This window comes from Vibrio sp. M60_M70 (assembly GCF_037162085.1).
Lineage (GTDB): Bacteria > Pseudomonadota > Gammaproteobacteria > Enterobacterales > Vibrionaceae > Vibrio > Vibrio diabolicus.
The window spans coordinates 331,204-352,581 of record NZ_JARLUL010000001.1 but is presented as its reverse complement, the minus strand read 5'-3'; the positions used below and the strand labels follow the sequence as shown (position 1 = coordinate 352,581).

Annotated in this window: 24 protein-coding genes and 1 pseudogene; 15 read left to right on the top strand and 10 right to left on the bottom strand. The window is 43.7% G+C overall.

The window, feature by feature from the left end; all coding sequences use genetic code 11:
- Positions 1-14 precede the first annotated feature (14 nt).
- From rplB to rpmE, 6 genes and pseudogenes are all read right to left on the bottom strand, one after another.
- A pseudogene (gene rplB / locus P4S59_RS01710) lies at positions 15-838 on the bottom strand (50S ribosomal protein L2).
- 15 nt (positions 839-853) lie between these two features.
- Entirely contained in the window at positions 854-1,156 is a 303-nt protein-coding gene (gene rplW / locus P4S59_RS01705) for a 50S ribosomal protein L23 (protein WP_004398471.1), read from the bottom strand.
- Entirely contained in the window at positions 1,153-1,755 is a 603-nt protein-coding gene (rplD, locus tag P4S59_RS01700; protein ID WP_005379556.1) for a 50S ribosomal protein L4, read from the bottom strand. The genes rplW and rplD overlap by 4 nt, the downstream gene beginning before the upstream one ends.
- A gap of 17 nt (positions 1,756-1,772) precedes the next feature.
- Positions 1,773-2,402: a 50S ribosomal protein L3 gene (rplC, locus tag P4S59_RS01695; protein ID WP_005379555.1), complete on the bottom strand. Its 630-nt coding sequence runs from the start codon at positions 2,400-2,402 to the stop codon at positions 1,773-1,775.
- Between the two features lie 14 nt (positions 2,403-2,416).
- Positions 2,417-2,728, bottom strand: a complete 312-nt coding sequence (rpsJ, locus tag P4S59_RS01690) for a 30S ribosomal protein S10 (RefSeq protein WP_004410492.1) — start codon at positions 2,726-2,728, stop codon at positions 2,417-2,419.
- A 455-nt stretch (positions 2,729-3,183) separates the two neighbouring features.
- Positions 3,184-3,405 (bottom strand): 50S ribosomal protein L31, encoded by a 222-nt coding sequence (gene rpmE, locus P4S59_RS01685; RefSeq protein WP_005379546.1) that lies wholly within the window; start codon positions 3,403-3,405, stop codon positions 3,184-3,186.
- A gap of 296 nt (positions 3,406-3,701) precedes the next feature.
- Here rpmE and priA point away from each other — a divergent pair, with 296 nt between their 5' ends.
- The 5 genes from priA to hslU all read left to right on the top strand — a co-directional run bounded on the left by priA (position 3,702) and on the right by hslU (position 10,030).
- Positions 3,702-5,906 carry a primosomal protein N' gene (gene priA / locus P4S59_RS01680; protein WP_140367211.1) on the top strand — a complete coding sequence of 735 codons (2,205 nt, stop codon included), beginning with the start codon at positions 3,702-3,704 and terminating at the stop codon, positions 5,904-5,906.
- 302 nt (positions 5,907-6,208) lie between these two features.
- Positions 6,209-7,237 (top strand): DNA-binding transcriptional regulator CytR, encoded by a 1,029-nt coding sequence (gene cytR, locus P4S59_RS01675; RefSeq protein ID WP_257978021.1) that lies wholly within the window; start codon positions 6,209-6,211, stop codon positions 7,235-7,237.
- 222 nt (positions 7,238-7,459) lie between these two features.
- Positions 7,460-8,008, top strand: a complete 549-nt coding sequence (gene ftsN / locus P4S59_RS01670; protein ID WP_025998522.1) for a cell division protein FtsN — start codon at positions 7,460-7,462, stop codon at positions 8,006-8,008.
- 115 nt (positions 8,009-8,123) lie between these two features.
- Complete coding sequence (hslV, locus tag P4S59_RS01665; protein WP_005383176.1) at positions 8,124-8,675, top strand: ATP-dependent protease subunit HslV; 552 nt, start codon at positions 8,124-8,126, stop codon at positions 8,673-8,675.
- A gap of 23 nt (positions 8,676-8,698) precedes the next feature.
- Positions 8,699-10,030 carry an HslU--HslV peptidase ATPase subunit gene (hslU, locus tag P4S59_RS01660; protein WP_017633435.1) on the top strand — a complete coding sequence of 444 codons (1,332 nt, stop codon included), beginning with the start codon at positions 8,699-8,701 and terminating at the stop codon, positions 10,028-10,030.
- A 163-nt stretch (positions 10,031-10,193) separates the two neighbouring features.
- Here hslU and P4S59_RS01655 read toward each other — a convergent pair whose 3' ends face one another.
- Complete coding sequence (locus P4S59_RS01655) at positions 10,194-10,418, bottom strand: hypothetical protein (protein WP_213906581.1); 225 nt, start codon at positions 10,416-10,418, stop codon at positions 10,194-10,196.
- 402 nt (positions 10,419-10,820) lie between these two features.
- On the opposite strand from P4S59_RS01655, the gene radC reads away from it, so the two are divergent.
- From radC to P4S59_RS01635, 4 genes are all read left to right on the top strand, one after another.
- Positions 10,821-11,294 (top strand): RadC family protein, encoded by a 474-nt coding sequence (gene radC, locus P4S59_RS01650; protein WP_046874059.1) that lies wholly within the window; start codon positions 10,821-10,823, stop codon positions 11,292-11,294.
- Entirely contained in the window at positions 11,291-11,722 is a 432-nt protein-coding gene (locus P4S59_RS01645; protein ID WP_017633432.1) for a DUF2787 family protein, read from the top strand. Before radC ends, P4S59_RS01645 begins: the two co-directional genes overlap by 4 nt.
- Before the next feature lie 147 nt (positions 11,723-11,869).
- Positions 11,870-12,661: a helix-turn-helix transcriptional regulator gene (locus tag P4S59_RS01640; RefSeq protein WP_337167915.1), complete on the top strand. Its 792-nt coding sequence runs from the start codon at positions 11,870-11,872 to the stop codon at positions 12,659-12,661.
- Positions 12,658-13,815, top strand: a complete 1,158-nt coding sequence (locus P4S59_RS01635) for a hypothetical protein (RefSeq protein ID WP_315874278.1) — start codon at positions 12,658-12,660, stop codon at positions 13,813-13,815. Before P4S59_RS01640 ends, P4S59_RS01635 begins: the two co-directional genes overlap by 4 nt.
- 374 nt (positions 13,816-14,189) lie before the next feature.
- On the opposite strand, the gene P4S59_RS01630 is transcribed toward P4S59_RS01635, so the two are convergent.
- Positions 14,190-14,846 carry an inovirus Gp2 family protein gene (locus P4S59_RS01630; RefSeq protein WP_337167914.1) on the bottom strand — a complete coding sequence of 219 codons (657 nt, stop codon included), beginning with the start codon at positions 14,844-14,846 and terminating at the stop codon, positions 14,190-14,192.
- 407 nt (positions 14,847-15,253) lie between these two features.
- Here P4S59_RS01630 and P4S59_RS01625 point away from each other — a divergent pair, with 407 nt between their 5' ends.
- The 3 genes from P4S59_RS01625 (at position 15,254) to rraA (ending at position 17,686) form a co-directional block, all read left to right on the top strand.
- Positions 15,254-16,057 (top strand): hypothetical protein, encoded by an 804-nt coding sequence (locus tag P4S59_RS01625; RefSeq protein ID WP_337167913.1) that lies wholly within the window; start codon positions 15,254-15,256, stop codon positions 16,055-16,057.
- Between the two features lie 128 nt (positions 16,058-16,185).
- Positions 16,186-17,103: a 1,4-dihydroxy-2-naphthoate polyprenyltransferase gene (locus P4S59_RS01620; protein WP_213869763.1), complete on the top strand. Its 918-nt coding sequence runs from the start codon at positions 16,186-16,188 to the stop codon at positions 17,101-17,103.
- Positions 17,104-17,179: 76 nt separating this feature from the next.
- Positions 17,180-17,686: a ribonuclease E activity regulator RraA gene (gene rraA / locus P4S59_RS01615; protein WP_005379537.1), complete on the top strand. Its 507-nt coding sequence runs from the start codon at positions 17,180-17,182 to the stop codon at positions 17,684-17,686.
- A 135-nt stretch (positions 17,687-17,821) separates the two neighbouring features.
- Here the strand turns inward: rraA and zapB are convergent, their stop codons facing one another.
- Positions 17,822-18,064, bottom strand: coding sequence for a cell division protein ZapB (gene zapB / locus P4S59_RS01610; protein ID WP_005379536.1), 243 nt, complete (start codon positions 18,062-18,064; stop codon positions 17,822-17,824).
- A gap of 348 nt (positions 18,065-18,412) precedes the next feature.
- Between zapB and glpX the strand changes: the two genes are divergently transcribed.
- From glpX to P4S59_RS01595, 3 genes are all read left to right on the top strand, one after another.
- Entirely contained in the window at positions 18,413-19,420 is a 1,008-nt protein-coding gene (gene glpX, locus P4S59_RS01605) for a class II fructose-bisphosphatase (RefSeq protein WP_025768348.1), read from the top strand.
- 215 nt (positions 19,421-19,635) lie between these two features.
- Complete coding sequence (locus P4S59_RS01600; protein WP_140362769.1) at positions 19,636-20,256, top strand: helix-turn-helix transcriptional regulator; 621 nt, start codon at positions 19,636-19,638, stop codon at positions 20,254-20,256.
- 160 nt (positions 20,257-20,416) lie between these two features.
- Entirely contained in the window at positions 20,417-20,767 is a 351-nt protein-coding gene (locus tag P4S59_RS01595; protein ID WP_104975797.1) for a DUF3135 domain-containing protein, read from the top strand.
- A gap of 56 nt (positions 20,768-20,823) precedes the next feature.
- On the opposite strand, the gene P4S59_RS01590 is transcribed toward P4S59_RS01595, so the two are convergent.
- Entirely contained in the window at positions 20,824-21,246 is a 423-nt protein-coding gene (locus P4S59_RS01590) for a DUF805 domain-containing protein (protein ID WP_337167912.1), read from the bottom strand.
- Positions 21,247-21,378 lie beyond the last annotated feature (132 nt).

Genomic DNA, 21,378 nt, shown 5'->3' with positions numbered 1-21,378 from the left:
CCTCTTTATATAGATTACTTGTTACGACGACGTACGATGTACTTGTCAGTGCGTTTGTTCTTACGAGTCTTGAAGCCTTTAGTAGGCATACCCCAAGGAGATACTGGGTGACGACCACCAGAAGTACGGCCTTCACCACCACCATGTGGGTGGTCAATCGGGTTCATTACAACACCACGAACCGTTGGACGGATACCGCGATGACGTGATGCACCTGCTTTACCAAGTTCACGTAGCATGTGCTCAGAGTTACCAACTTCACCGATTGTTGCACGGCCTTCAGAAAGAACTTTGCGCATCTCGCCAGAACGTAGACGGATAGTTACGTACGCACCGTCGCGAGCAACGATTTGAGCGTAAGCACCAGCCGAACGAGCTAGCTGACCACCTTTACCAGGCTTAAGTTCAACGTTATGTACTGTTGAACCTACTGGGATATTACGCATTGGTAGAGTGTTACCAGCTTTGATTGGTGCATCAACACCAGACTGAATAACATCACCAGCTACAACACCTTTAGGTGCTAGGATGTAGCGACGCTCACCGTCTTTGTAAAGAACTAGAGCAATGTTTGCGCTACGGTTTGGATCGTATTCAAGACGCTCAACTGTCGCTGGAATACCATCTTTAGTACGTTTGAAGTCAACTACACGGTAGTGATGCTTGTGACCACCGCCGATGTGACGTACTGTGATACGACCCTTGTTGTTACGACCACCGTTCTTAGAGTTTTTCTCTAGAAGAGGTGCGTATGGCTTGCCCTTGTGTAGGTCAGCGTTAACAACTTTAACAACGTGACGACGACCAGGGAAGTCGGCTTACATTTAACAATAGCCATTTTTAACTACTCCTGTTATTCCGCGCCGCCAACGAAGTCAAGATCTTGACCTTCTTTCAAAGTAACGTACGCTTTCTTAACGTCGCTGCGGCGACCTTGGCGTAGACCTTGACGTTTGGTCTTACCCTTAGTGATAAGAGTATTTACAGACTTAACTTCAACTTCAAATAGCTTTTCTACAGCTGCTTTGATCTCTTTTTTAGTCGCATCTTTAGCTACTTTGAAAACGATAGTGTTCGCTTTCTCAGCTGCCATAGTTGCTTTTTCAGAGATGTGCGGTGCACGTAGAACTTTTAGGATACGCTCTTCAGTGATCATGCTAGCATTTCCTCTACTTGCTTAACTGCTTCTGCAGTCATTACAACTTTGTCAAACGCGATTAGAGATACTGGATCGATACCAGCAACATCACGTGCGTCAACTTTGTATAGGTTACGAGCAGCTAGGAATAGATTCTCATCTACTTCGCTAGTCACGATTAGAGCGTCAGTTAGCTCAAGCTCTTTAAGCTTAGCAACTAGCTCTTTAGTCTTTGGTGCTTCAACTGAGAAGTTATCAACAACGATTAGACGCTCTTGACGAACAAGCTCAGAAAGAATGCTCTTCATAGCACCACGGTACATTTTTTTGTTTACTTTTTGGCTGTGATCTTGTGGTTTCGCAGCAAAAGTAACACCACCTGTACGCCAGATTGGGCTACGGATTGTACCAGCACGCGCACGGCCAGTACCTTTTTGACGCCATGGCTTAGCGCCACCGCCAGAAACTTCTGAACGTGTTTTTTGAGCACGAGTACCTTGACGAGCACCTGCTGCGTACGCAACAACTACTTGGTGTACAAGAGCTTCGTTAAACTCACGTCCGAAAGTAGTTTCGGAAACAGTTAGTGCATCGGCACCTTTAACCATTAGTTCCATTACTTACTCCTGAGACGTTATGCTTTAACAGCTGGTTTAACGATCACGTTGCCGCCAGTTGCGCCTGGGACTGCACCTTTAATAAGAAGCAGGTTGCGCTCAGCGTCAACACGTACGATCTCTAGGTTTTGAGTCGTTACACGCTCAGCACCCATGTGACCTGCCATTTTCTTGCCTTTAAATACGCGACCTGGAGTCTGACATTGACCGATAGAACCAGGAGCACGGTGAGACAATGAGTTACCGTGAGTCATATCTTGAGTACGGAAGTTCCAACGCTTAACAGCGCCTTGGAAACCTTTACCCTTAGATGTACCAGTAACGTCTACTTTCTTAGTTTCGTTGAATAGTTCAACAGTTAGTTCTGAACCAACTTCGAACTCTTCGCCGTTTTCTAAACGGAATTCCCAAAGACCGCGACCAGCTTCAACGCCAGCTTTAGCAAAGTGACCTGCTTCAGCTTTGTTTACACGGTTAGCTTTCTTAGAACCAGCTGTAACCTGGATTGCTGCGTAGCCGTCAGTTTCAAGAGTTTTCACTTGAGAAACACGGTTAGCTTCAACCTCAACAACTGTTACTGGGATAGAAACGCCTTCTTCAGTAAATACGCGGGTCATGCCCACTTTACGACCGATTAGACCAATCATACTTCTAATCTCCCTTAACCTAGGCTAATTTGAACGTCAACGCCCGCAGCAAGGTCTAGACGCATTAGAGCATCAACAGTCTTGTCTGTTGGCTCAACGATGTCGATTAGACGCTTGTGAGTACGGATTTCGTACTGGTCACGTGCTTTCTTGTTAACGTGTGGAGAGATAAGAACTGTGAAACGCTCTTTACGAGTTGGCAGTGGGATTGGACCACGAACCTGTGCGCCAGTGCGCTTAGCTGTTTCAACGATTTCCGCTGTAGAAGCATCGATTAGTTTGTAATCGAAAGCTTTTAGGCGGATACGGATACGTTGGTTCTGCATGAGACAGAGCTCCAAATTTAATAAATTACACAAACAATATCGCCACTCAAACTCGTCAAGACGAGAGAATGCCGATTGATTTATGTGAAACCGTAGCATCCAAGATTAGGACGCATTGTCAGTTAATTTTCGATTAACTATCCCTATATGCCAAAGTCACCTTTGAGGATAGTTTTTCCGAAGAAAAGATAGCTAATTGTATTAACCGCGAACATAAGCTGAGTATACATTACCTCACAAATCCTTAGATTTGCTCGCTCCTCACTGCTCATTGGTTCACAACTGGCTTAACCAGTGCGCTGCATTATACAGATCACACTTTAGGTTGCAAGCACTGAGTGAAAAATAATCGAGACTATTCCAAACCCTATACATGCCCCTTCGCTTGGTAGCCATTAAACAAAAAGGACGCCGAAGCGTCCTTTTCTAAACTGTAATCGTAATAGCGGCTGCTATTATTTCTTACCGCTTGATAGTGCACCGAAACGCTTGTTAAAGCGATCAACACGGCCGCCTGTATCAACGATACGTTGCTTACCAGTGTAGAATGGGTGACACTTGTCACATACGTCTAGGTGGATAGACTCTTTACCTAGAGTAGAGTTGAACTCAAAAGAGTTGCCGCAAGAACAAGTCGCTTTTACTGCTTTGTATTCTGGGTGGATACCAGCTTTCATGGGATAACCTCAATAGTAGGCCGTGTCGCTATACGAATCTAAGCCGCACACCACACGCAATTAATAATAAAATGGGATACCGCATCAACTAATTGCCGAAGCCATATCTCAAGGCGCGATATAGTAAAGAATCACATTGCTCGGATCAACACATTTGGCAACTTTTTCGCCACTTTTTTAGCCAGACTAATCATAGAGGCACGATTCACGCTGAATCATATTGCTTTACTCGAATTTCCATACCGATTTTAATAGACTCTCATTTCCTTTCCCTCTTTTTTAATAGCTAAGAATTTATGCGTCCAACCATTGCTAGAGTGGCATTACCCGTTCCGCTCGACAAACAATTTGATTACGCCATTCCGGGGCACCTGTTTCCGATCATTGGTGGACGCGTTTCCGTACCTTTTGGACGCCAAACGTTAGTTGGCATCGTCACCGCGATGGTTAATCACTCGGACTTTCCCAAAGATCAACTCAAGCCAATCAAAGCAGTTCTTGATTCTCAGCCGATATGGTCTGAAAAGCTTTATTCGTTGCTGACTTGGTGCAGCCAGTTCTACCAATACCCACTTGGAGATACGCTACACAATGCGATGCCAGCAGCTCTACGTAAAGGAAAGCCTGCAGATTTTGCGACGCTACAAGAGTGGCAAATTACCGAATCCGGTAAAGACAAGCTGATGCAAGGGCTTGATCGTCGAGCGGTCAAACAACAGAAGGTCTTGCAAATGTTGGTTAACGGCGCTTTGCCTCACCAGGAATTTGTCGACCAAGAGATAGCCTCAACAGTACTAAAGTCTTTAGAAGAGAAAGGCTGGATTGAACGAATCGAGAAGAAGCCTGCAATCATCCAGTGGGGACAGCACGTTGAATGCGACGTCGAGAAGCCAAAGCTCAACCACGAACAAGCGCTGGCTATTGCGAGTGTAAATAGCCAAACAGGTTTTGCTTGCTATTTATTAGAGGGAGTAACTGGCTCTGGTAAAACAGAAGTTTACTTAAACCTTATCAAGCCAGTTTTAGAGCAAGGGAAACAAGCATTAGTTTTAGTACCTGAGATCGGTCTAACGCCCCAAACCATCAACCGCTTTAAACGCCGTTTTAATGTGCCAGTTGACGTCATCCACTCCGGGTTAAACGAGACGGAGCGTCTGAATGCGTGGCTTTCTGCACGCGACAAAGCGGCCGGAATCATTATCGGCACACGCTCTGCCCTACTCACTCCCTTTGCGGATCTGGGCATCATTATTGTCGATGAAGAACACGACTCCTCATATAAGCAACAAGACAGCTTGCGCTACCACGCTCGTGATGTCGCGGTCATGCGTGCGCACAAGGAGCAAGTGCCTATTGTTCTGGGCTCAGCCACACCTGCACTGGAGACATTGCACAATGCCTTGTCAGGCAAGTATCACCATTTAACACTAACCCAACGAGCTGGCTCTGCCGTACCAACCACCAATAAAGTGTTAGATGTAAAAGGTCAGTATTTAGAAAGTGGCTTATCTGCCCAACTGATTGCCGAAATGCGCAAGCATTTAAAAGCTGGCAATCAAGTAATGTTGTTTCTTAACCGCCGAGGCTTTTCGCCCGCTTTGATGTGCCATGAATGCGGTTGGATTGCAGAATGTAAACGCTGTGATGCGTACTATACGTTCCACCATTACAGCAACGAAATACGCTGCCATCACTGCGGCTCACAACAACCGGTAATTCATCAGTGTCAGGGGTGTGGTTCAACTCAACTGGTTACCGTCGGCGTTGGAACGGAACAACTCGAACAACAATTGGCTCAGTTATTTCCAGAATACAACGCTATTCGCATCGACAGAGACAGCACACGTCGCAAAGGTAGTTTGGAAGATGCCCTTGAATCAATTCGTAAAGGTGAACATCAAATTCTGATTGGCACCCAAATGCTGGCTAAGGGGCACCATTTTCCAAATGTAACGCTCGTTGCTCTTTTGGATGTTGATGGCTCTCTCTATAGTAGCGACTTCCGCGCTTCCGAGAGACTAGCGCAGTTGTTTATTCAAGTCGCAGGTCGTGCCGGCCGCGCAAGTAAACCTGGCGAGGTTATCCTACAAACCCACCATCCTGAGCACAGCTTGCTGCAGGCCCTGCTTCAAAAAGACTATCGCCACTTTGCTATGACTGCTCTGGAAGAACGCAAACTGGCTCAGCTTCCGCCTTATAGTTTCTTGACTCTGTTCAAAGCAGAGGCAAACCAAAGTGAGGTAGTTGAAGACTTCCTGCGTCAGGTTCGTTTTACGTTAGAGTCACACCCTCTGTTCGATGGTTCTTGTATGGTATTAGGCCCAACTCCTTCACCTTTGGCTAAGCGGGCTGGTAAATACCGCTGGCAACTATTACTACAAACTCAACATCGTTCATTGATGCAAAAGTTATTAACCAGTGCCAAACCTGCTATTGAGTTGTTGCCAAATGCTAAGAAAGTACGCTGGAATTTAGACATAGAACCACAAGATCTCAGCTAGCAAACGTTTAACTATGTAATGAATTACCATTTAATGTGACCAAAATCACACCAAGATTGCAATTTTTGTTAAACAGACCGTAACTTTCACTTTAGAAATGAATAGACTATCCAAATTAGAAAAGTCTAAAGTGACTTGTTTGCACAGGCTTAAATTAAAACAATGACTATTCCCATAAATTGATATCGCGGTGAAGAATCCATTTTCCCACTCGTTAACACGAACTGAGCGAAGAGCAAACACAGCTCTAACTCGGTTGATTACTCTGATTTCAAACCGGAATAACGTCACCTTGGCAAAAAATAAATGAGAGGTTAAAAACTATGGCGACAATGAAGGATGTTGCCCAGCTTGCGGGAGTGTCTACGGCTACGGTATCTCGAGCCTTAATGAATCCAGAGAAGGTCTCTTCTTCTACAAGAAAGAGAGTAGAAGAAGCCGTACTTGAAGCGGGTTATTCTCCAAACTCATTAGCGCGTAACTTACGTAGAAACGAATCAAAAACCATTGTTACTATCGTTCCCGACATCTGTGATCCTTATTTTTCTGAAATTATTCGCGGTATTGAAGATGCAGCCATGGAACATGGCTATCTAGTCCTTCTGGGCGATAGCGGACAACAGAAGAAACGCGAAAGCTCTTTCGTTAATCTCGTATTTACTAAGCAGGCAGATGGAATGCTACTGCTTGGTACAGACCTACCATTCGATGTCAGTAAGCCAGAACAAAAGAACTTACCTCCGATGGTAATGGCGTGTGAATTTGCGCCTGAACTCGAGCTTCCGACAGTACATATTGATAACCTGACCTCAGCATTTGAAGCGGTGAATTACCTGACCCAATTAGGTCATAAAAGCATTGCTCAAATCTCTGGACCAGATACAGCAATATTGTGTCAGTTCCGCCAACAAGGCTACCAGCAAGCCCTGCGCCGTGCCGGCATCAATAAAGATCCACAATATAGTGTCATTACTGAATTCTCTTTTGATGGCGGAGCAAAAGCCGTTCGTAAACTGCTCGAATTGCCAGAGCCACCAACGGCTATTTTCTGTCACTGTGACACAATGGCCATCGGCGCAATTCAAGAAGCGAAAAAGCTTGGCTTACGAGTCCCGCAAGATCTCTCTGTTGTGGGCTTTGATGACATTAACTTCGCTCAGTACTGCGATCCACCGTTGACCACTATCTCTCAGCCTCGCTATGAGATTGGTCGACAAGCAATGCTAATGATGCTCGAGATGTTAAAAGGCCACGACGTGCATTCAGGCTCGCGTCTGCTTGAAACTAATCTCGTCATTCGCGGAAGTGCAGCGCCACCACAGCGCCCTTAACCTAAAGATTAGTATTCATCCCTAAAGCGGTGCTAAGGCGCCGCTTTTTATTTACCCTCCTGCTTTTTGTGTATCCCTGAATAAATATAAGCGAGAACTGAAACACACCCCTATACTCGGGCGTTGTCGCGCTTTAGCTATCAAGATTCTATCAATAGGGTGTTTTCTCAACTCGTTCTGGATTAACATATTTGCAAGAATCCTTGATGACCAGAAATAACCGTGGCAAATAGAGATTATGTAAGACGGGGGCGAGGCGCCCCAAAAAAGTCGACAAAAAAACAGCCGCCGATAAGAAAAAAGCCTTGGCGTAGTGGTCTGCTCGCTATCTTGCTAGTGGGTAGTTTTGGCTATGGTCTTTACCTTTTGAGTAGCGATCCAGAACCTAAACAGCCTGTAGTGAAACAGCCAACAACCACTGTAAGTAAACCAAAACCGAAAAAAGATTTGCCGCCACCACCAGAAGAAAAATGGGAATATGTTGAGTCACTACCGAAACGTGAAGTTGAAGTTGTGGCCAAAGAAATTGAAGTTTCTAAAATTCCTTACATCATGCAGTGTGGCGCGTACAAAACCCAGGCACAAGCAGAAGAGCGCAAGCTTGCAATCGCATTCCAAGGGATGTCGAGCAAGATTCGTAAGAAAGAAGGCAGTTCATGGTATCGCGTGGTACTAGGTCCGTATAAGTTCAAACGTGATGCAGAACGTGACCGTCATAAACTGCAACGCGCGAAAATCGAGCCGTGCGCGATTTGGAAAGAAAATCTTTAAACTCAGGCCCTAGGAGCTAAGATCCTAGGGCCTTTCTTTTTGCCCCCTTGAATCCCCATTTCTCCTCCCCCATATACTGAATTAAATCCAAAGAGAAATAATCAAGAGGTCGACTGTGACTACCATTGTATCTGTACGTCGAAATAATAAAGTCGTCATCGCGGGTGATGGCCAAGTATCTCTAGGCAATACCGTAATGAAAGGTAATGCGCGCAAAGTTCGCCGCCTATACAACAACCAAGTACTAGCGGGCTTTGCCGGCGGTACTGCGGATGCCTTCACCCTTTTTGAGCGCTTCGAAAGCAAACTGCAAATGCACCAAGGTCACCTAACCAAAGCAGCAGTTGAGCTAGCCAAAGACTGGCGTAGCGATCGTGCTCTGCGCAAGCTCGAAGCCTTACTTGCCGTTGCCGACGAAACCGCATCGTTAATCATTACCGGTAATGGTGATGTCGTACAGCCAGAACACGACCTGATTGCGATTGGCTCTGGTGGTGCTTACGCACAAGCAGCAGCAACCGCCCTACTAGAAAACACAGATCTAGATGCTCGTGAGATCGCGGAAAAAGCTCTCAATATCGCGGGTGATATTTGTGTCTTCACTAACCATCACCACACGGTAGAAGAGCTAGACTCAACAGTAGAGCCTGAAAAACCAACCGCGTAATCGTAACGAAGTAAGGAAAGAATATGTCTGAAATGACGCCTCGCGAAATCGTTCATGAATTGAACCGCCACATTATCGGTCAAGAAAAAGCCAAACGTTCGGTTGCGATTGCACTTCGTAACCGCTGGCGCCGCATGCAGCTTGAAGAAAACTTGCGTGCCGAAGTGACGCCCAAAAACATCTTGATGATTGGTCCTACTGGTGTTGGTAAGACCGAAATCGCACGACGCCTCGCAAAACTGGCAAATGCCCCTTTCATCAAAGTTGAAGCGACAAAATTCACCGAAGTGGGTTACGTTGGTAAAGAAGTTGAAACCATCATCCGTGATCTAACAGATGTCGCGGTAAAAATGACGCATCAACAAGCGATGGAAAAAGTGAAGTTCCGCGCAGAAGAGCAAGCGGAAGAACGTATTCTTGATGCGCTACTGCCACCGGCACGTGATAGCTGGGGTCAAGCAGAGCAAACGGAAGAGTCTTCTAACACTCGCCAGATCTTCCGTAAGAAACTGCGTGAGGGCCAACTAGACGATAAAGAAATTGAACTCGACGTAGCCGCACCACAAATGGGCGTAGAGATCATGGCGCCTCCTGGTATGGAAGAGATGACTAACCAGCTGCAAGGCATGTTCCAAAACCTCGCTGGCGACACTAAGAAAAAACGTAAGCTGAAAATCAAAGACGCAATGAAAGCGTTAGCGGAAGAAGAAGCGGCGAAACTGGTAAACCAAGAAGAGCTAAAAGAAGCAGCGATTTTCAACGTTGAAAACAACGGCATCGTATTTATCGATGAGATCGACAAGATCTGTAAACGCGGTGAGAGCTCAGGCCCAGACGTTTCACGCGAAGGTGTTCAGCGCGACCTACTTCCATTAATTGAAGGCAGCACAGTATCAACCAAGCACGGCATGGTAAAAACAGACCACATTCTGTTCGTTGCATCTGGTGCATTCCAAGTGGCAAAACCGTCTGACTTGATCCCAGAGTTGCAAGGTCGTCTACCAATTCGTGTTGAGCTAGAAGCACTAAGCAGCAACGACTTCAAACGCATTCTGACAGAACCAAAAGCCTCTCTAACAGAGCAGTACGTTGCGTTGATGAAAACGGAAGATGTGGACATCGAATTCACAGAAGACGGCATCACGCAAATCGCGGAAGCGGCATGGACGGTCAACGAAAGCACAGAAAACATCGGTGCTCGTCGCTTACACACCGTAATGGAACGCTTGATGGATGAAATCTCTTACGACGCAGCGGAGCAATCTGGCGCTAAATTCGTTATTGATTCCGCTTACGTGAAAGCGCGCCTAGGCGATACGATTGAAGATGAAGATCTAAGCCGATTTATCCTATAAATAGTAAGATTCAATTAGCCTAGTGAATTACATTGTGTAAATGTGCACACTTGGAAACTTTCATTTGGTTAATGTAAGTTCATTTAAGCCATTACCGTCACGCCACTTTTAATAGGGATGACACTGTGTAATGGCTTTCTTTATCTACCTAAGATTTTGTAGCTTATAGTTCGTCACAATGCTCGTTAGGTTTGACAGTAAGGTCTTGCAAAGATGTGGATTGCACTGTTTGGTTAAGCAATGCTGCTGATGTTCCAACTAAAACAGACACAACAACACCACTAGATGTAATAGTTCCTTTCGGACCAAATACTGGCGCAGCAGCGATCACACCTGCAACACTCGCTGTTCCAGTAATAGCCCTACCAAGCGTTTGATACAAAGACATAAAAACTCCATTATTAATAAGTAGAAAAGGGTTGCCGTTGGCAACCCTTTTTATGGAAAAACAAACTTTGCAACGTCTCGTTATCTAACAAGAGCACCGTATGCATCAGATGATATATATTTATAAATTTCCAACATCCGTACTCTTATTAGGTGAACTTAATTCTATCTTTCACTTCACAACTTTTATCTCTCCATTATTGAACAGTCTCCTAAGTGAAAGTAGGTAACAACAATTTCAGCATAGCCAGAACTAAATAGTCTAGGCTCAAAATTAAATGTTCTCTGAAAACTTACTTAGTTGTTAAACATTTAGAATTCTTTCTAATTTCCCTTGGAATCAATTATTTTCAGATATATGTCCTCTTAGTGAAGTTCCTATCGTTTCACTCTTGGAGGACCTATGCCGACCGATAACCTTCACTACCAAAAACAAAAGAAACACCAAGAAAATGAAATCCTAGAGCATGCTGCTGAAATCCTAGCTAACCGCTACGTTCGAGGTAATGCCCTTTGTAACCCTGAAGCAACCAAAGAGTATGTTCGATTCAAACTAGCCAGCGCGGAGCACGAGGTTTTCGCTCTGCTACTACTTGATAACCAGCACCGTGTCATCGAGTTTAAATCACTCTTTAAAGGCACCATTGACTCCGCCAGCGTTTATCCGCGCGAGGTCGTCAAAAGCGTCTTGGAAGTGAATGCAGCGGCAGTCATTCTGGCGCATAACCACCCTTCTGGTGACCCTTCCCCATCTCAAGCGGATAGGCGTATCACACGCAAGCTTATCGACGCTTTAGCGTTAGTGGATGTAAGGGTGCTTGACCATATCGTTGTGGGAGAAAGTAGTGTCTCGTTTGCAGAAAAGGGGTGGATATGATCAACACTATTTATGGTGGTGTTTCTTTAGCGCCACAATTGCGTCAGCAGTTGGAGAAGCTATTGAAGGGGTACTCTTTACCTGACAATGCCAAACAGTTGCTCTTGACTTGCCGCCAATTAAGCTACTACCGCCATGGCCGAGGCATTCACCCTGTTGAAGTGCAGTTCCAACGCACTGCAAATTCAGAGCCCTGGCAGATTGTCTTCTTTATCAGCTTTTCTTACCCATTTGAGAGCGCGCTCAACGTTCAGCCTGAACTGTACTTTCATCTTGCCAAGGGATGGTGTTATCAGCCCGATACAGGGGCGGTAAACCTTGAACATCCAGAAGTAATCGACCTTCTTCAGGTATGGATGAAAACGTTCGCTCGGCATCTTTCAAGCATGGATTTTGACGAAATCGATTTATCCATCGTTGGAAAGTAAGCCTCTGCCCCCTTAATCACGACACTTCATGACGTAGGTGCGACAAACTTCGTCGTATCATTTTTGCTTAAGGCATTGATACGACAAGCTTTGTCGCGCCTTTTTGATATTGTCATACCCAACAAAACGAACCTTGTTGAACTGACCATGACGCCACCTAACCAAACTCAGTATCACCTTGAGCTTATCTTGGCGATTTACAACCTTATTCCTTACAATAAGAAAGTCACCGCCAGGCAAATTCAAGCTCAACTTTCCCCGCTTGGTTTAGAGCGCTCCTTGCGTACTATCCAACGTAATCTGTCCGCTATCTGTGCCATGTTTCCCAATGTAATGGTGGATGATAGAGACAAACCCTTTGGTTACCAAAAAACCGAAACTCTGAAGATGAGCACGACGGCTCACGAAGCGGTATTGATCTATTGGCTCATCGAGTCAACCAAGCATCATCTGCCTAGCAGCCTTGCTCCACTCTTAGATGACCTCCTTTCGAACATAACTCCTGAAGACATCAATAACATTCAAAATCATTGGTCATCCAAAGTTCCTATCACAGCCCCAACCCCATTGAGTAAACACGCTCTAGTCGATATCCAAATTTTTCAGATTGTATGTCTAGCGACACTTCAACAACGTCTTGTCTCATTAAAGATAAACAAAGGAGACGGCACTCTACGCCTAACTAACGTTCAACCAATAAGTCTCGTACTCCATCACGGCAGCCCTTATCTCGTTTGGCGTACACACACGCATACCAAGTTGAACACCTTACCTCTTTGCAACATCCAGGAGGCCACGATGTCGAGCTTTCGCTTTGAGCTTCAAACAGATGCGACTCTGCTCTCGTCTGAAGTCAAAGAGCTGTTTGATATCGCTGACTCTCATCTTGAATTAAACAAAATAGTACCCTCTAAAACTTATTATGGAGAAATAGAATGAACCTATCTAAACCCCTACTTACCATCGCTCTCTTTACTATTCCTTTCGCCTTAATCGGATGTGGCGGCTCTTCTGGCGGGCGTGACAATAACGACTCAGGGCAATCATATCAATTTGGTGGTGCAGTACAGAAAGGTCCTCTACAGCCTGGTTCAGTCGTCACCACCTATGAACTTAACCAAGACTTAGAAAAGACCGACATCTCTTACACCACTCAAATAGAGGACTATGAAGGTAATTACAACATGAATGAGCGATTCAATACGCCTTATGTCGAGCTCGTTGCACAGGGGAATTACTTTAATGAGCTGACAGGAAAAAGTGATGAGCAGATGCGCATGAGCGCTTTTGTCGATATGAACGCAACGACACAAGTGAACTTCAATGTTGCTACAGCGGCCATGAAAGCAAGTATCATAGCAAAGGTACAAGCCGGACAGACCTTTGAGGAGGCGGTGCATGAGGCGACCGCTGAGCTGCTAAGCCTTTACAGTTATGATCCTGAGCAATGGGCAGATGGCATTAACTTCTATAAAGTCAACCTTTCTAACGCTGGCGATACCAGCACTGTGCTACTCGTGATCTCTGCAAGTACTTTAACTATGGCAACTGAAAATGGACTCACGTTAGAGCAACAAATCGAGAAAATTGGTCAGGTATTGTTAGAGCCTAACTCCGTTCAGTTTGAAGAAATGAAACAAGCTCTGACCAAGTACAGCCTAGCACTGTACAAAACAGCAGCTTACGAGAACACTCAGAAGTACTACGCAGACAACGGTCTAGACTTTGATATTCCACACGTAGATTACTTTATCGATGTTGATGGTGACGGCGTGTTACCTAACAAAGACTTACCTGTGTTTGCTTACACTGGCGGTGTTAATATCGGCTCTGATGAAATCGGAGGACTACGTCCAGCTGGTGCATGGGCTATCGACTACCAAGGTCGTCCTATGACATTCGAAGTTATTGGTGAATTCCAGCACGGTGAAATCGCATCAATTGAATACACTGATACTGGCGTTAGTATTTGGTATCGTCTAACGGATGTAGACTTTGAAGGTCAGTCATTCGAAGACTGCGTTACGGTTAATACAGTAAAACCTGCACCTGCTAACTTTCCATGGAAGGCATGTGTAACTCTAACCAAATAGTAATCTTCAGCAGATCGAAAAAATAGGAGGCCTAGCTTCCTATTTTTTGTCAGACTCCCAATGTCATTATGGAGCACAACGAAGCGTACTCAGAAATAATATATGAATAACTAAGTACGTGAGACGGCATTTACACTGACACAGACGTAGGGTCCTGAGAACGGATATCATTAACACTACTGATATTGTCGAGGCCAATCTACCAACAGTGCATGACCGTACCACCGAATGCTGCGTGCTTATTTAGCATACCCCGAATGGCAAGTTGAACCTAAGAGACCATATGCTTCTCCAGTTATCTCTACACTTATAATCACTCTATAGAGCAATCACGTTTCGAAATACTAAACAGATGAGCAGATTAATATTAGCTATCATCCCTGACTAGTTCCAAAGCAACGTTTTCCTTCACCATAATGCTTCGTTCTATTTTTGGCAAAGTAACTGAGTCTTGTAAAGAGGGCCTGGTATTTGTTCTCGAAGTCGTATTTATTTTGTTCTAAATAATGCGTACCTTTATAAACAAGTTGAACCAACCTATCTGCATTATCAACACACTCTCCTAGTGCGCTATTCCATGCATCCATAATGAGTCTTGCTAAACTTTCTTCATTATCTCTATAACCGCTATTCCAATATCTATCTTTATTAAAAAACAGGACAAGGTGATAGTGGTCATTTGTAGATTTATTCCTTTCCCTACACCAAACATACCGTAGGTGACATGGATATACCCTTTTACCACTCGCTTTCATTCTTTTTTCTTGCGCTTTTATTTTTGCCTTCAAGGATTCAAAGAATCGTTTAATGATATTTTTTTGATTAAATGTATTGTTCAAAATCTCATCTCTGAAAAGTATGTCTTTTTCACTGTCAGAAACAGGAAGTCTCAGATCCAGTCTTAACGCATGAACTCTCTTATAGTCTTTTAATACTTTAGACATGGTTAATATAATACGATCTAGATAGTGTGTATTGAGTTGATCGACCGGATAAAGAACCTCTAAACCTTTGTAAGTATAAGTCATCATTCATTCTCTTTGGTATTCATCCAAAGATATGAATTACTGTGTTATTTAATACATGGTATTTAAGGAGAGCATACCAATTCTACTAAGGTAGACTGTGTAGGATATGAGTACTTAGTTAAGTGAGTATATACGGTTAACTATATATTTAATTATGTATGTATTTATGTATATTAACCATACCAACATATCTAGTAAGCGTTAATTCTAAGCCCCTGTACAACACATGCGAAAGAGCGACTCTGAAGTTAGCTACAACCATGAATGATTAGTGACAATCAACTTTTAACTTACATCACTGAAAAAACTACATTGTAGTTTTGAAAGATAAAGGTTGATCAGATTGAAACTACATTGTAGTAAATGTAAGATACTGGCTGATAAAAATTACTATTTAAGAGGGTTTAATTATGGAAGATTACGATGTAATGATTAAAGATGAAAACATGGGAAAGTTCTATACTAATCAGCTATCAACACATGGTATTAGAGCAGTATGGGACGAATCATTAAGTATTAAAGAAAATGAAAACATAATAAATACTACTCTTAAATCATACTCATTTGAAGATTGCAAAAGGATTGTCGGGAAAATAGAAGAAAAATACAATTCAATTTTATACATAAAAAATGAAATACGAAAAAATGAAAGATTTTGTAATTTTTCATGGTTTTACATTCAAAAAAAACTATCCGGAAAACTATCATTAAATCCAAATGGAAGCAGTTTTAAAGAAAGAGTAGACTGGGTAGTATCATATATAAGAAAGGTAAATAGAAGCAAGCATAGCCATATTGAACTAGAGAGGGGGATTGTAAGAAAGTGGTATTTATCACTTGATAAAACTGAGATCATTTCATGGTTGAAAGATGATGAAGAAAAAATAAACTGGGCATGGTTCTACATACTTAAACATGAGCCTTTGGTTATTAAATACATTTGGAATAATAAAAGCTCAACGCAAGACCTGAAAGATTTCATTATCGCTTTTTTTGATGTAATTGAAGAGAACAAAAGAGAAATCACTATTAAAAGGATAAAAAAGGCATGGGATCAAAAGAAGTTTAGAGATAAAGTTCAATCTAAAAAGCAATATTGTATAAACTTATCTGAAAGCAGCAATGAAAAACTTAAAGCTATATCAATTTCAAAAAACATGAAAAGAAATAAAGTTATAGAATCACTCATAAATAATGAATACTTAAGGCTATAGGAACCTCGCTGTATTGCTTTTAATACTCATATTAGTTTACTTAATCGTCTCCTATTTGATTTAAGTTAATAGTGTACATAAAAATTTATGTCTATACTGGGCACATTGGTTACTAGCACGAAATTTCCATGAAACAATCTCTACAGATCTGGCTTGAAGCCGCTCGTCCAAAAACATTACCTCTGGCATTGGTCTCTATCTTAACAGGTAGCGTGCTCGCGTACTCGGCGGGTCATTTCTCACTGACGATTGCCATCATGGCTTTCGTAACCGCGACATTGCTGCAAATTCTGTCCAACCTGGCAAACGACTATGGCGATACCGTTCAAGGCACAGATAACGACAAACGCCTCGGCCCATTAAGAGCGATGCAGTCTGGCGCGGTAAGTGCGAAACAAATGAAACAAGCAATTATCTTTAACATCGTTCTGACCGCTATCTCAGGCTTGGTGTTAGTTTTCTATTCACTAAGTTCATTGGAAAGCATTGTCACTTTTATCGGGCTGGGAATTTTGGCCATTCTCGCAGCCATTGCTTATACCATGGGTAGCAAACCATACGGTTACGTGGGGCTTGGCGATATATCAGTGTTCTTGTTTTTTGGTCTACTCGGCGTATCCGGTACCTACTTCTTGCATACTGGTCACGTAGACACCACGCTATTCTTACCTGCTTTAGGCTGCGGTTTACTCGCCGTTGCAGTCCTCAACATCAACAATATGCGTGATATAGAGAACGACCGAGAGTGTGGTAAACGTACGGTGGCGGTACGCTTAGGTCAACGTAAAGCCAAACAGTACCACTTTATTTTACTTGGCGGAGCTATCCTTGCCTTTGCGGCTTACTTGTTAATTCAAGACAAACCCGTTTGGATTAGCTTGCCATTTTTACTTAGTATTTATTTCGTGGCCGATCATGGTAAAGCAGTTTGGCATACACAAAAGCCCGCTCAGATAGCACCAATGATGCCAGTCATCGTGAAATGCTCTCTAGTCACCAACGTTTTGTTTGCAACAATTGTGGTAGCTCAAACTCTAGTAAGTTAAAAAAGGATTGTCATTGCATTGACTTAATGCCTAGATATACTCAAAGACAACCAATTTCTGTTTAGAAAGGTACGCTATGGAATACAATACCTCAGCACTCTGTGATATCTACCTCGATCAGGTAGATGTGGTTGAACCAATGTTCAGTAACTTTGGCGGCCGCGCTTCATTTGCCGGGCAAATCACCACCATCAAGTGTTTTGAAGATAATTCGTTGATCCGCGAGACATTAGAGCAAGATGGACTTGGTCGCGTTTTGTTAATTGACGGTGGCGGTTCCCTACGTAAAGCCCTTATCGATGCAGAAATCGCAACCATTGCGGAAGAAAACGAGTGGGAAGGCATTGTCGTTTACGGCTGTGTTCGTGAAGTCGATGAACTTGAAGATATGAATTTAGGCATTCAAGCCCTCGCTTCTATTCCTGTTGGAGCGACCAGTCAGGGGATTGGCGAATTGGATGTACCAGTCAACTTTGGCGGCGTCAGCTTCTTACCTGAAGATTATATTTATGCTGATAGCACCGGAATTATCCTGTCGCCTGAACCATTGAATATTGATTTAGAGTTGGATGAAGAAGCATAACGAGTCTTAGGTGTCTAAGTTATAAGGTCTTCTCTTAGCTATCAGCGCCTAGCCTTATCTTAACATTTTCTACTTCCCTAAAACACAAACACCCGCTTAACGCGGGTGTTTTTAATTTGGAATGAAGAAGCTGAACTATTCCACTTCGTCCATTTTGCCAAGTAGTGCACGAATGCGCTCTTGCCATTGTGCGTGCTCTTGCTGTGCTTGTTGTGCTTTTTGCTCTAACTCTTCACGTTGAGAGCGAAGCTCGTTAGCTTCTTCCGCAAGTTTAGCTTTATCTTCTTTCAGCTCTTCGACTTCCATCTGAAGAAGAGTGATTGTGTCAACTGCAGTTTGAATTTTAGATTCTAGTTGTTCTAGTACTTCAAAAGACATCTTGGCCTACCTATGTTATTCCGTTGGGACGATGTGCGAGATTGATGCACACCTAACCTATATAAGGTTCATTCTACTCAGCGTCGCGATGAGAAACACTCACTATATTCGATATTTTGCATCATTCGGTCAAAAAATCAGCGCAATCTCACTAAACGCTGACTTTTCTTGTCGCCGAAGCATTTTTGAGCAAGGATTTTGCGTCCCGCTACGCTGAAAATCGCCCTAAGTATTGATCAAATTCAAGTTAGATAAAGTAAAAGCCTCGCAAAAAGGCAAACGTTTACCCGACCTTGTGATAGAATCGCCGCGCAAATTCTTCTTCCCTCTTGCTTACTTGGAGACATCATGAAACGCGATTTAGCAATGGCATTTTCCCGTGTGACTGAAGGTGCAGCTCTGGCTGGTTACAAATGGCTTGGCCGTGGCGATAAAAACGCAGCCGATGGCGCAGCTGTTGAAGTTATGCGCACGCTACTGAACAAAACAGATATCAGTGGTGAAATTGTCATTGGTGAGGGTGAAATCGATGATGCGCCAATGCTGTACATTGGTGAGCAAGTGGGTATTGGTGGTGATGAAGTAGATATTGCAGTCGACCCGATTGAAGGAACGCGTATGACGGCAATGGGACAATCGAACGCACTAGCCGTACTTGCCGCAGGTGAGAAAGGCAGCTTTCTTAAAGCGCCAGATATGTACATGGAAAAACTGGTTGTTGGCCCTGGTGCAAAAGGCGTAATTGACTTAGAAAAGCCGTTAAAAGAAAACCTAGAGAACGTAGCAAAGGCCCTGAACAAGCCACTTGATACCCTAGTCGTTATTACCCTTGCGAAACCTCGCCACGATAACGTTATTGCAGAAATGCAGGCAATGGGCGTGCGTGTCTTTGCGGTGCCTGATGGTGACGTGGCTGCCTCTATTCTGACTTGTATGCCAGACAGTGAAGTGGACATGATGTACTGTATTGGCGGCGCGCCAGAAGGGGTTGTATCAGCAGCGGTAATTCGAGCGCTAGACGGTGACATGCACGGTCGTCTGCTTCCTCGTCACGAAGTAAAAGGCGATACTGAAGAAAACCGCATTTACGGCGCAGATGAACTAAAACGCTGCGATGAAATGGGCGTAAAAGCGAATGTTGTCCTCAAAATGGAAGACATGGCTCGTAGCGACAATGTGGTATTTTCAGCTACAGGCATCACTAAAGGTGACTTGCTGGAAGGTATCTCTCGTCAAGGCAATATGGCGACCACAGAAACGCTGCTCGTGCGCGGTCGATGCCGTACTATTCGTCGCATTAAGTCGACTCACTACCTAGATCGTAAAGATCCGGAAGTACGCGATATTATCCTTTAAGCATTTCTCGAGGCTCTAGCTCAATCTGAGTTTGAGCCTTTCTTTCCGCACAACCGGGCAATAGATTCTGAATCACACTCGTTTCTCACTGTTCAGAGTGTATATATTGGTTCGCATAAAGATAGCACCTACAAAGCCACACTCAAATTAAGTCAACACTTTTCTTTACTAACCCTATCGCGCATAATATCTACTGACGTATAAATGGTGGGTATATGAAGACCGTAGATAGGATATTGCAAATCGTTAAGCGTGATGGTTCCGTCACTGCAAAACAACTCTCCTCTGAGCTAGGTATGACAACCATGGGGGCTCGTCAGCACCTGCAAGGTTTAGAAGATGATGGCATTCTTTCTATCCATGACGTAAAAGTAAAAGTTGGTCGCCCTGCTCGTCATTGGTCTCTCACTCAAAAAGGTCATGAGCAATTTGCTGACCGTCACGGTGAGTTGACCATTCAGTTTATAGAAGCTGTCGAACATATCTTTGGCAAAGATGGACTGGAAAAAGTCACATCAGAAAGGGAAAAACTCACGTTACAAAGTTATCGTCAGCATCTTAAGCAATGCGACTCTCTGCAAAGCAAACTAGAAACACTCGTCACATTAAGAGAGCAAGAAGGCTATATGGCAGAGCTCGAGAAAGATGAGAACGGATTTATCTTGATCGAAAATCACTGTCCGATTTGTAAAGCCGCAACTCGCTGCCCAAGCTTGTGCCAATCAGAATTAAGTGTCTTTCAGTCTTTACTTGGACATGACACCAAAGTAGAGCGTACCGAGCACATCATTAGCGGCCAAAGACGCTGCGTTTACCGCATCCAACAACAGCAGTAACCACCACAACCAAACATCGATATGCCGCACTTATTCAATCTAACGCCTGAAAGCTTCTCTTATAAGTGAGACAGCTGAAGAATTCATCCTCTCTCCTCTTTCTAGTGGTATAGGCTTTTAGTAACTAAAGGCAATTTCCATAAGGATTTGGAGAGCATCGATGTCTACTCTACGTCATATCCCACCCCAAACGCTTCCTCCATTCGATGAAATGGTTCGAATGGCAGAGCGAGACCCAGAAGCTTTTGAGCAATTTCGTCATGAGATGGCGAAAGAGATGATCGAAAGCGCATCAGAAGATATGAAAGAAAGATTACGGGCTCAACAAAGCCACATTGATAGAGTCATCAGCACGTGTAAAAACCCTCATCACACCAATGTGGTATTGATGAACGAGTTGCGAAAACAGGTCGTAAAGTTCAAAGCAGCGCTAGAAGGGGAAGCGGCACCGACACAAAAAGCGGATGTGGTTAGCTTAAACGCGTTTAAAGATAGGGATGATTTTTACTAAGAGAGGAATAAGACTCTAGAATCCTAGAGCCTTATTCAAAGAACATAGAGCTATACTTACTCCGGCTCAGGGCCATATTGGTTTGGTCCTGATGTCCCCTTTAAGAAACCACATTCAATTAGAATCCATAAACCACAAATCAGAGAAATGGAAGCGACGAACATCTGTGGGGTAGACGGCTCTTGCGCGGCAGGGTTAGTCATTGGTGTGGCAATTCGTCCTATAATCAACGGAATATTCAGTGCTAGCCAATAGATCGATTTGTTGCGGTCGTGCCAACGCTTGGTGGTGATCGCCAAATCAGGGATCAACAGAACCACCAAGAAAATAGGAAGAAGCACATAGGAGAGAGTAGGAAGCAGTTGGCTGATACCGGCACCAAAGCCTAGAATGGACACATAGTAAATGACGTTCCAAATCCAGTAGGTTTTACGGTTTATACGTCCTTGAAAAGAAAACAGTAACTCTTTAGTCGACATCAAATTTTACCCCAAAGTAGAAAGGTTATAGATTAGCCGAGTCGATATAGTTTGGAAAGGACACCGATAGCTTGGGTGCCCACAACGCCCATATAACAAGCAGAGCCAGGCTGAGAATTAGTAACAATAACC

Coding starts and splice junctions, on each gene's coding strand:
- priA (WP_140367211.1), top strand. CDS start 3,702: ATGCGTCCAACCATTGCTAGAGTGGCATTACCCGTTCCGCTCGACAAA.
- P4S59_RS01635 (WP_315874278.1), top strand. CDS start 12,658: ATGAACCTATCTAAACCCCTACTTACCATCGCTCTCTTTACTATTCCT.
- P4S59_RS01645 (WP_017633432.1), top strand. CDS start 11,291: ATGATCAACACTATTTATGGTGGTGTTTCTTTAGCGCCACAATTGCGT.
- P4S59_RS01655 (WP_213906581.1), bottom strand. CDS start 10,418: ATGTCTTTGTATCAAACGCTTGGTAGGGCTATTACTGGAACAGCGAGT.
- P4S59_RS01590 (WP_337167912.1), bottom strand. CDS start 21,246: ATGTCGACTAAAGAGTTACTGTTTTCTTTTCAAGGACGTATAAACCGT.
- hslU (WP_017633435.1), top strand. CDS start 8,699: ATGTCTGAAATGACGCCTCGCGAAATCGTTCATGAATTGAACCGCCAC.
- zapB (WP_005379536.1), bottom strand. CDS start 18,064: ATGTCTTTTGAAGTACTAGAACAACTAGAATCTAAAATTCAAACTGCA.
- radC (WP_046874059.1), top strand. CDS start 10,821: ATGCCGACCGATAACCTTCACTACCAAAAACAAAAGAAACACCAAGAA.
- glpX (WP_025768348.1), top strand. CDS start 18,413: ATGAAACGCGATTTAGCAATGGCATTTTCCCGTGTGACTGAAGGTGCA.
- rplC (WP_005379555.1), bottom strand. CDS start 2,402: ATGATTGGTCTAATCGGTCGTAAAGTGGGCATGACCCGCGTATTTACT.
- rplD (WP_005379556.1), bottom strand. CDS start 1,755: ATGGAACTAATGGTTAAAGGTGCCGATGCACTAACTGTTTCCGAAACT.
- rpsJ (WP_004410492.1), bottom strand. CDS start 2,728: ATGCAGAACCAACGTATCCGTATCCGCCTAAAAGCTTTCGATTACAAA.
- P4S59_RS01640 (WP_337167915.1), top strand. CDS start 11,870: ATGACGCCACCTAACCAAACTCAGTATCACCTTGAGCTTATCTTGGCG.
- P4S59_RS01620 (WP_213869763.1), top strand. CDS start 16,186: ATGAAACAATCTCTACAGATCTGGCTTGAAGCCGCTCGTCCAAAAACA.
- P4S59_RS01630 (WP_337167914.1), bottom strand. CDS start 14,846: ATGATGACTTATACTTACAAAGGTTTAGAGGTTCTTTATCCGGTCGAT.
- P4S59_RS01625 (WP_337167913.1), top strand. CDS start 15,254: ATGGAAGATTACGATGTAATGATTAAAGATGAAAACATGGGAAAGTTC.
- P4S59_RS01595 (WP_104975797.1), top strand. CDS start 20,417: ATGTCTACTCTACGTCATATCCCACCCCAAACGCTTCCTCCATTCGAT.
- P4S59_RS01600 (WP_140362769.1), top strand. CDS start 19,636: ATGAAGACCGTAGATAGGATATTGCAAATCGTTAAGCGTGATGGTTCC.
- rplW (WP_004398471.1), bottom strand. CDS start 1,156: ATGATCACTGAAGAGCGTATCCTAAAAGTTCTACGTGCACCGCACATC.
- rraA (WP_005379537.1), top strand. CDS start 17,180: ATGGAATACAATACCTCAGCACTCTGTGATATCTACCTCGATCAGGTA.
- rpmE (WP_005379546.1), bottom strand. CDS start 3,405: ATGAAAGCTGGTATCCACCCAGAATACAAAGCAGTAAAAGCGACTTGT.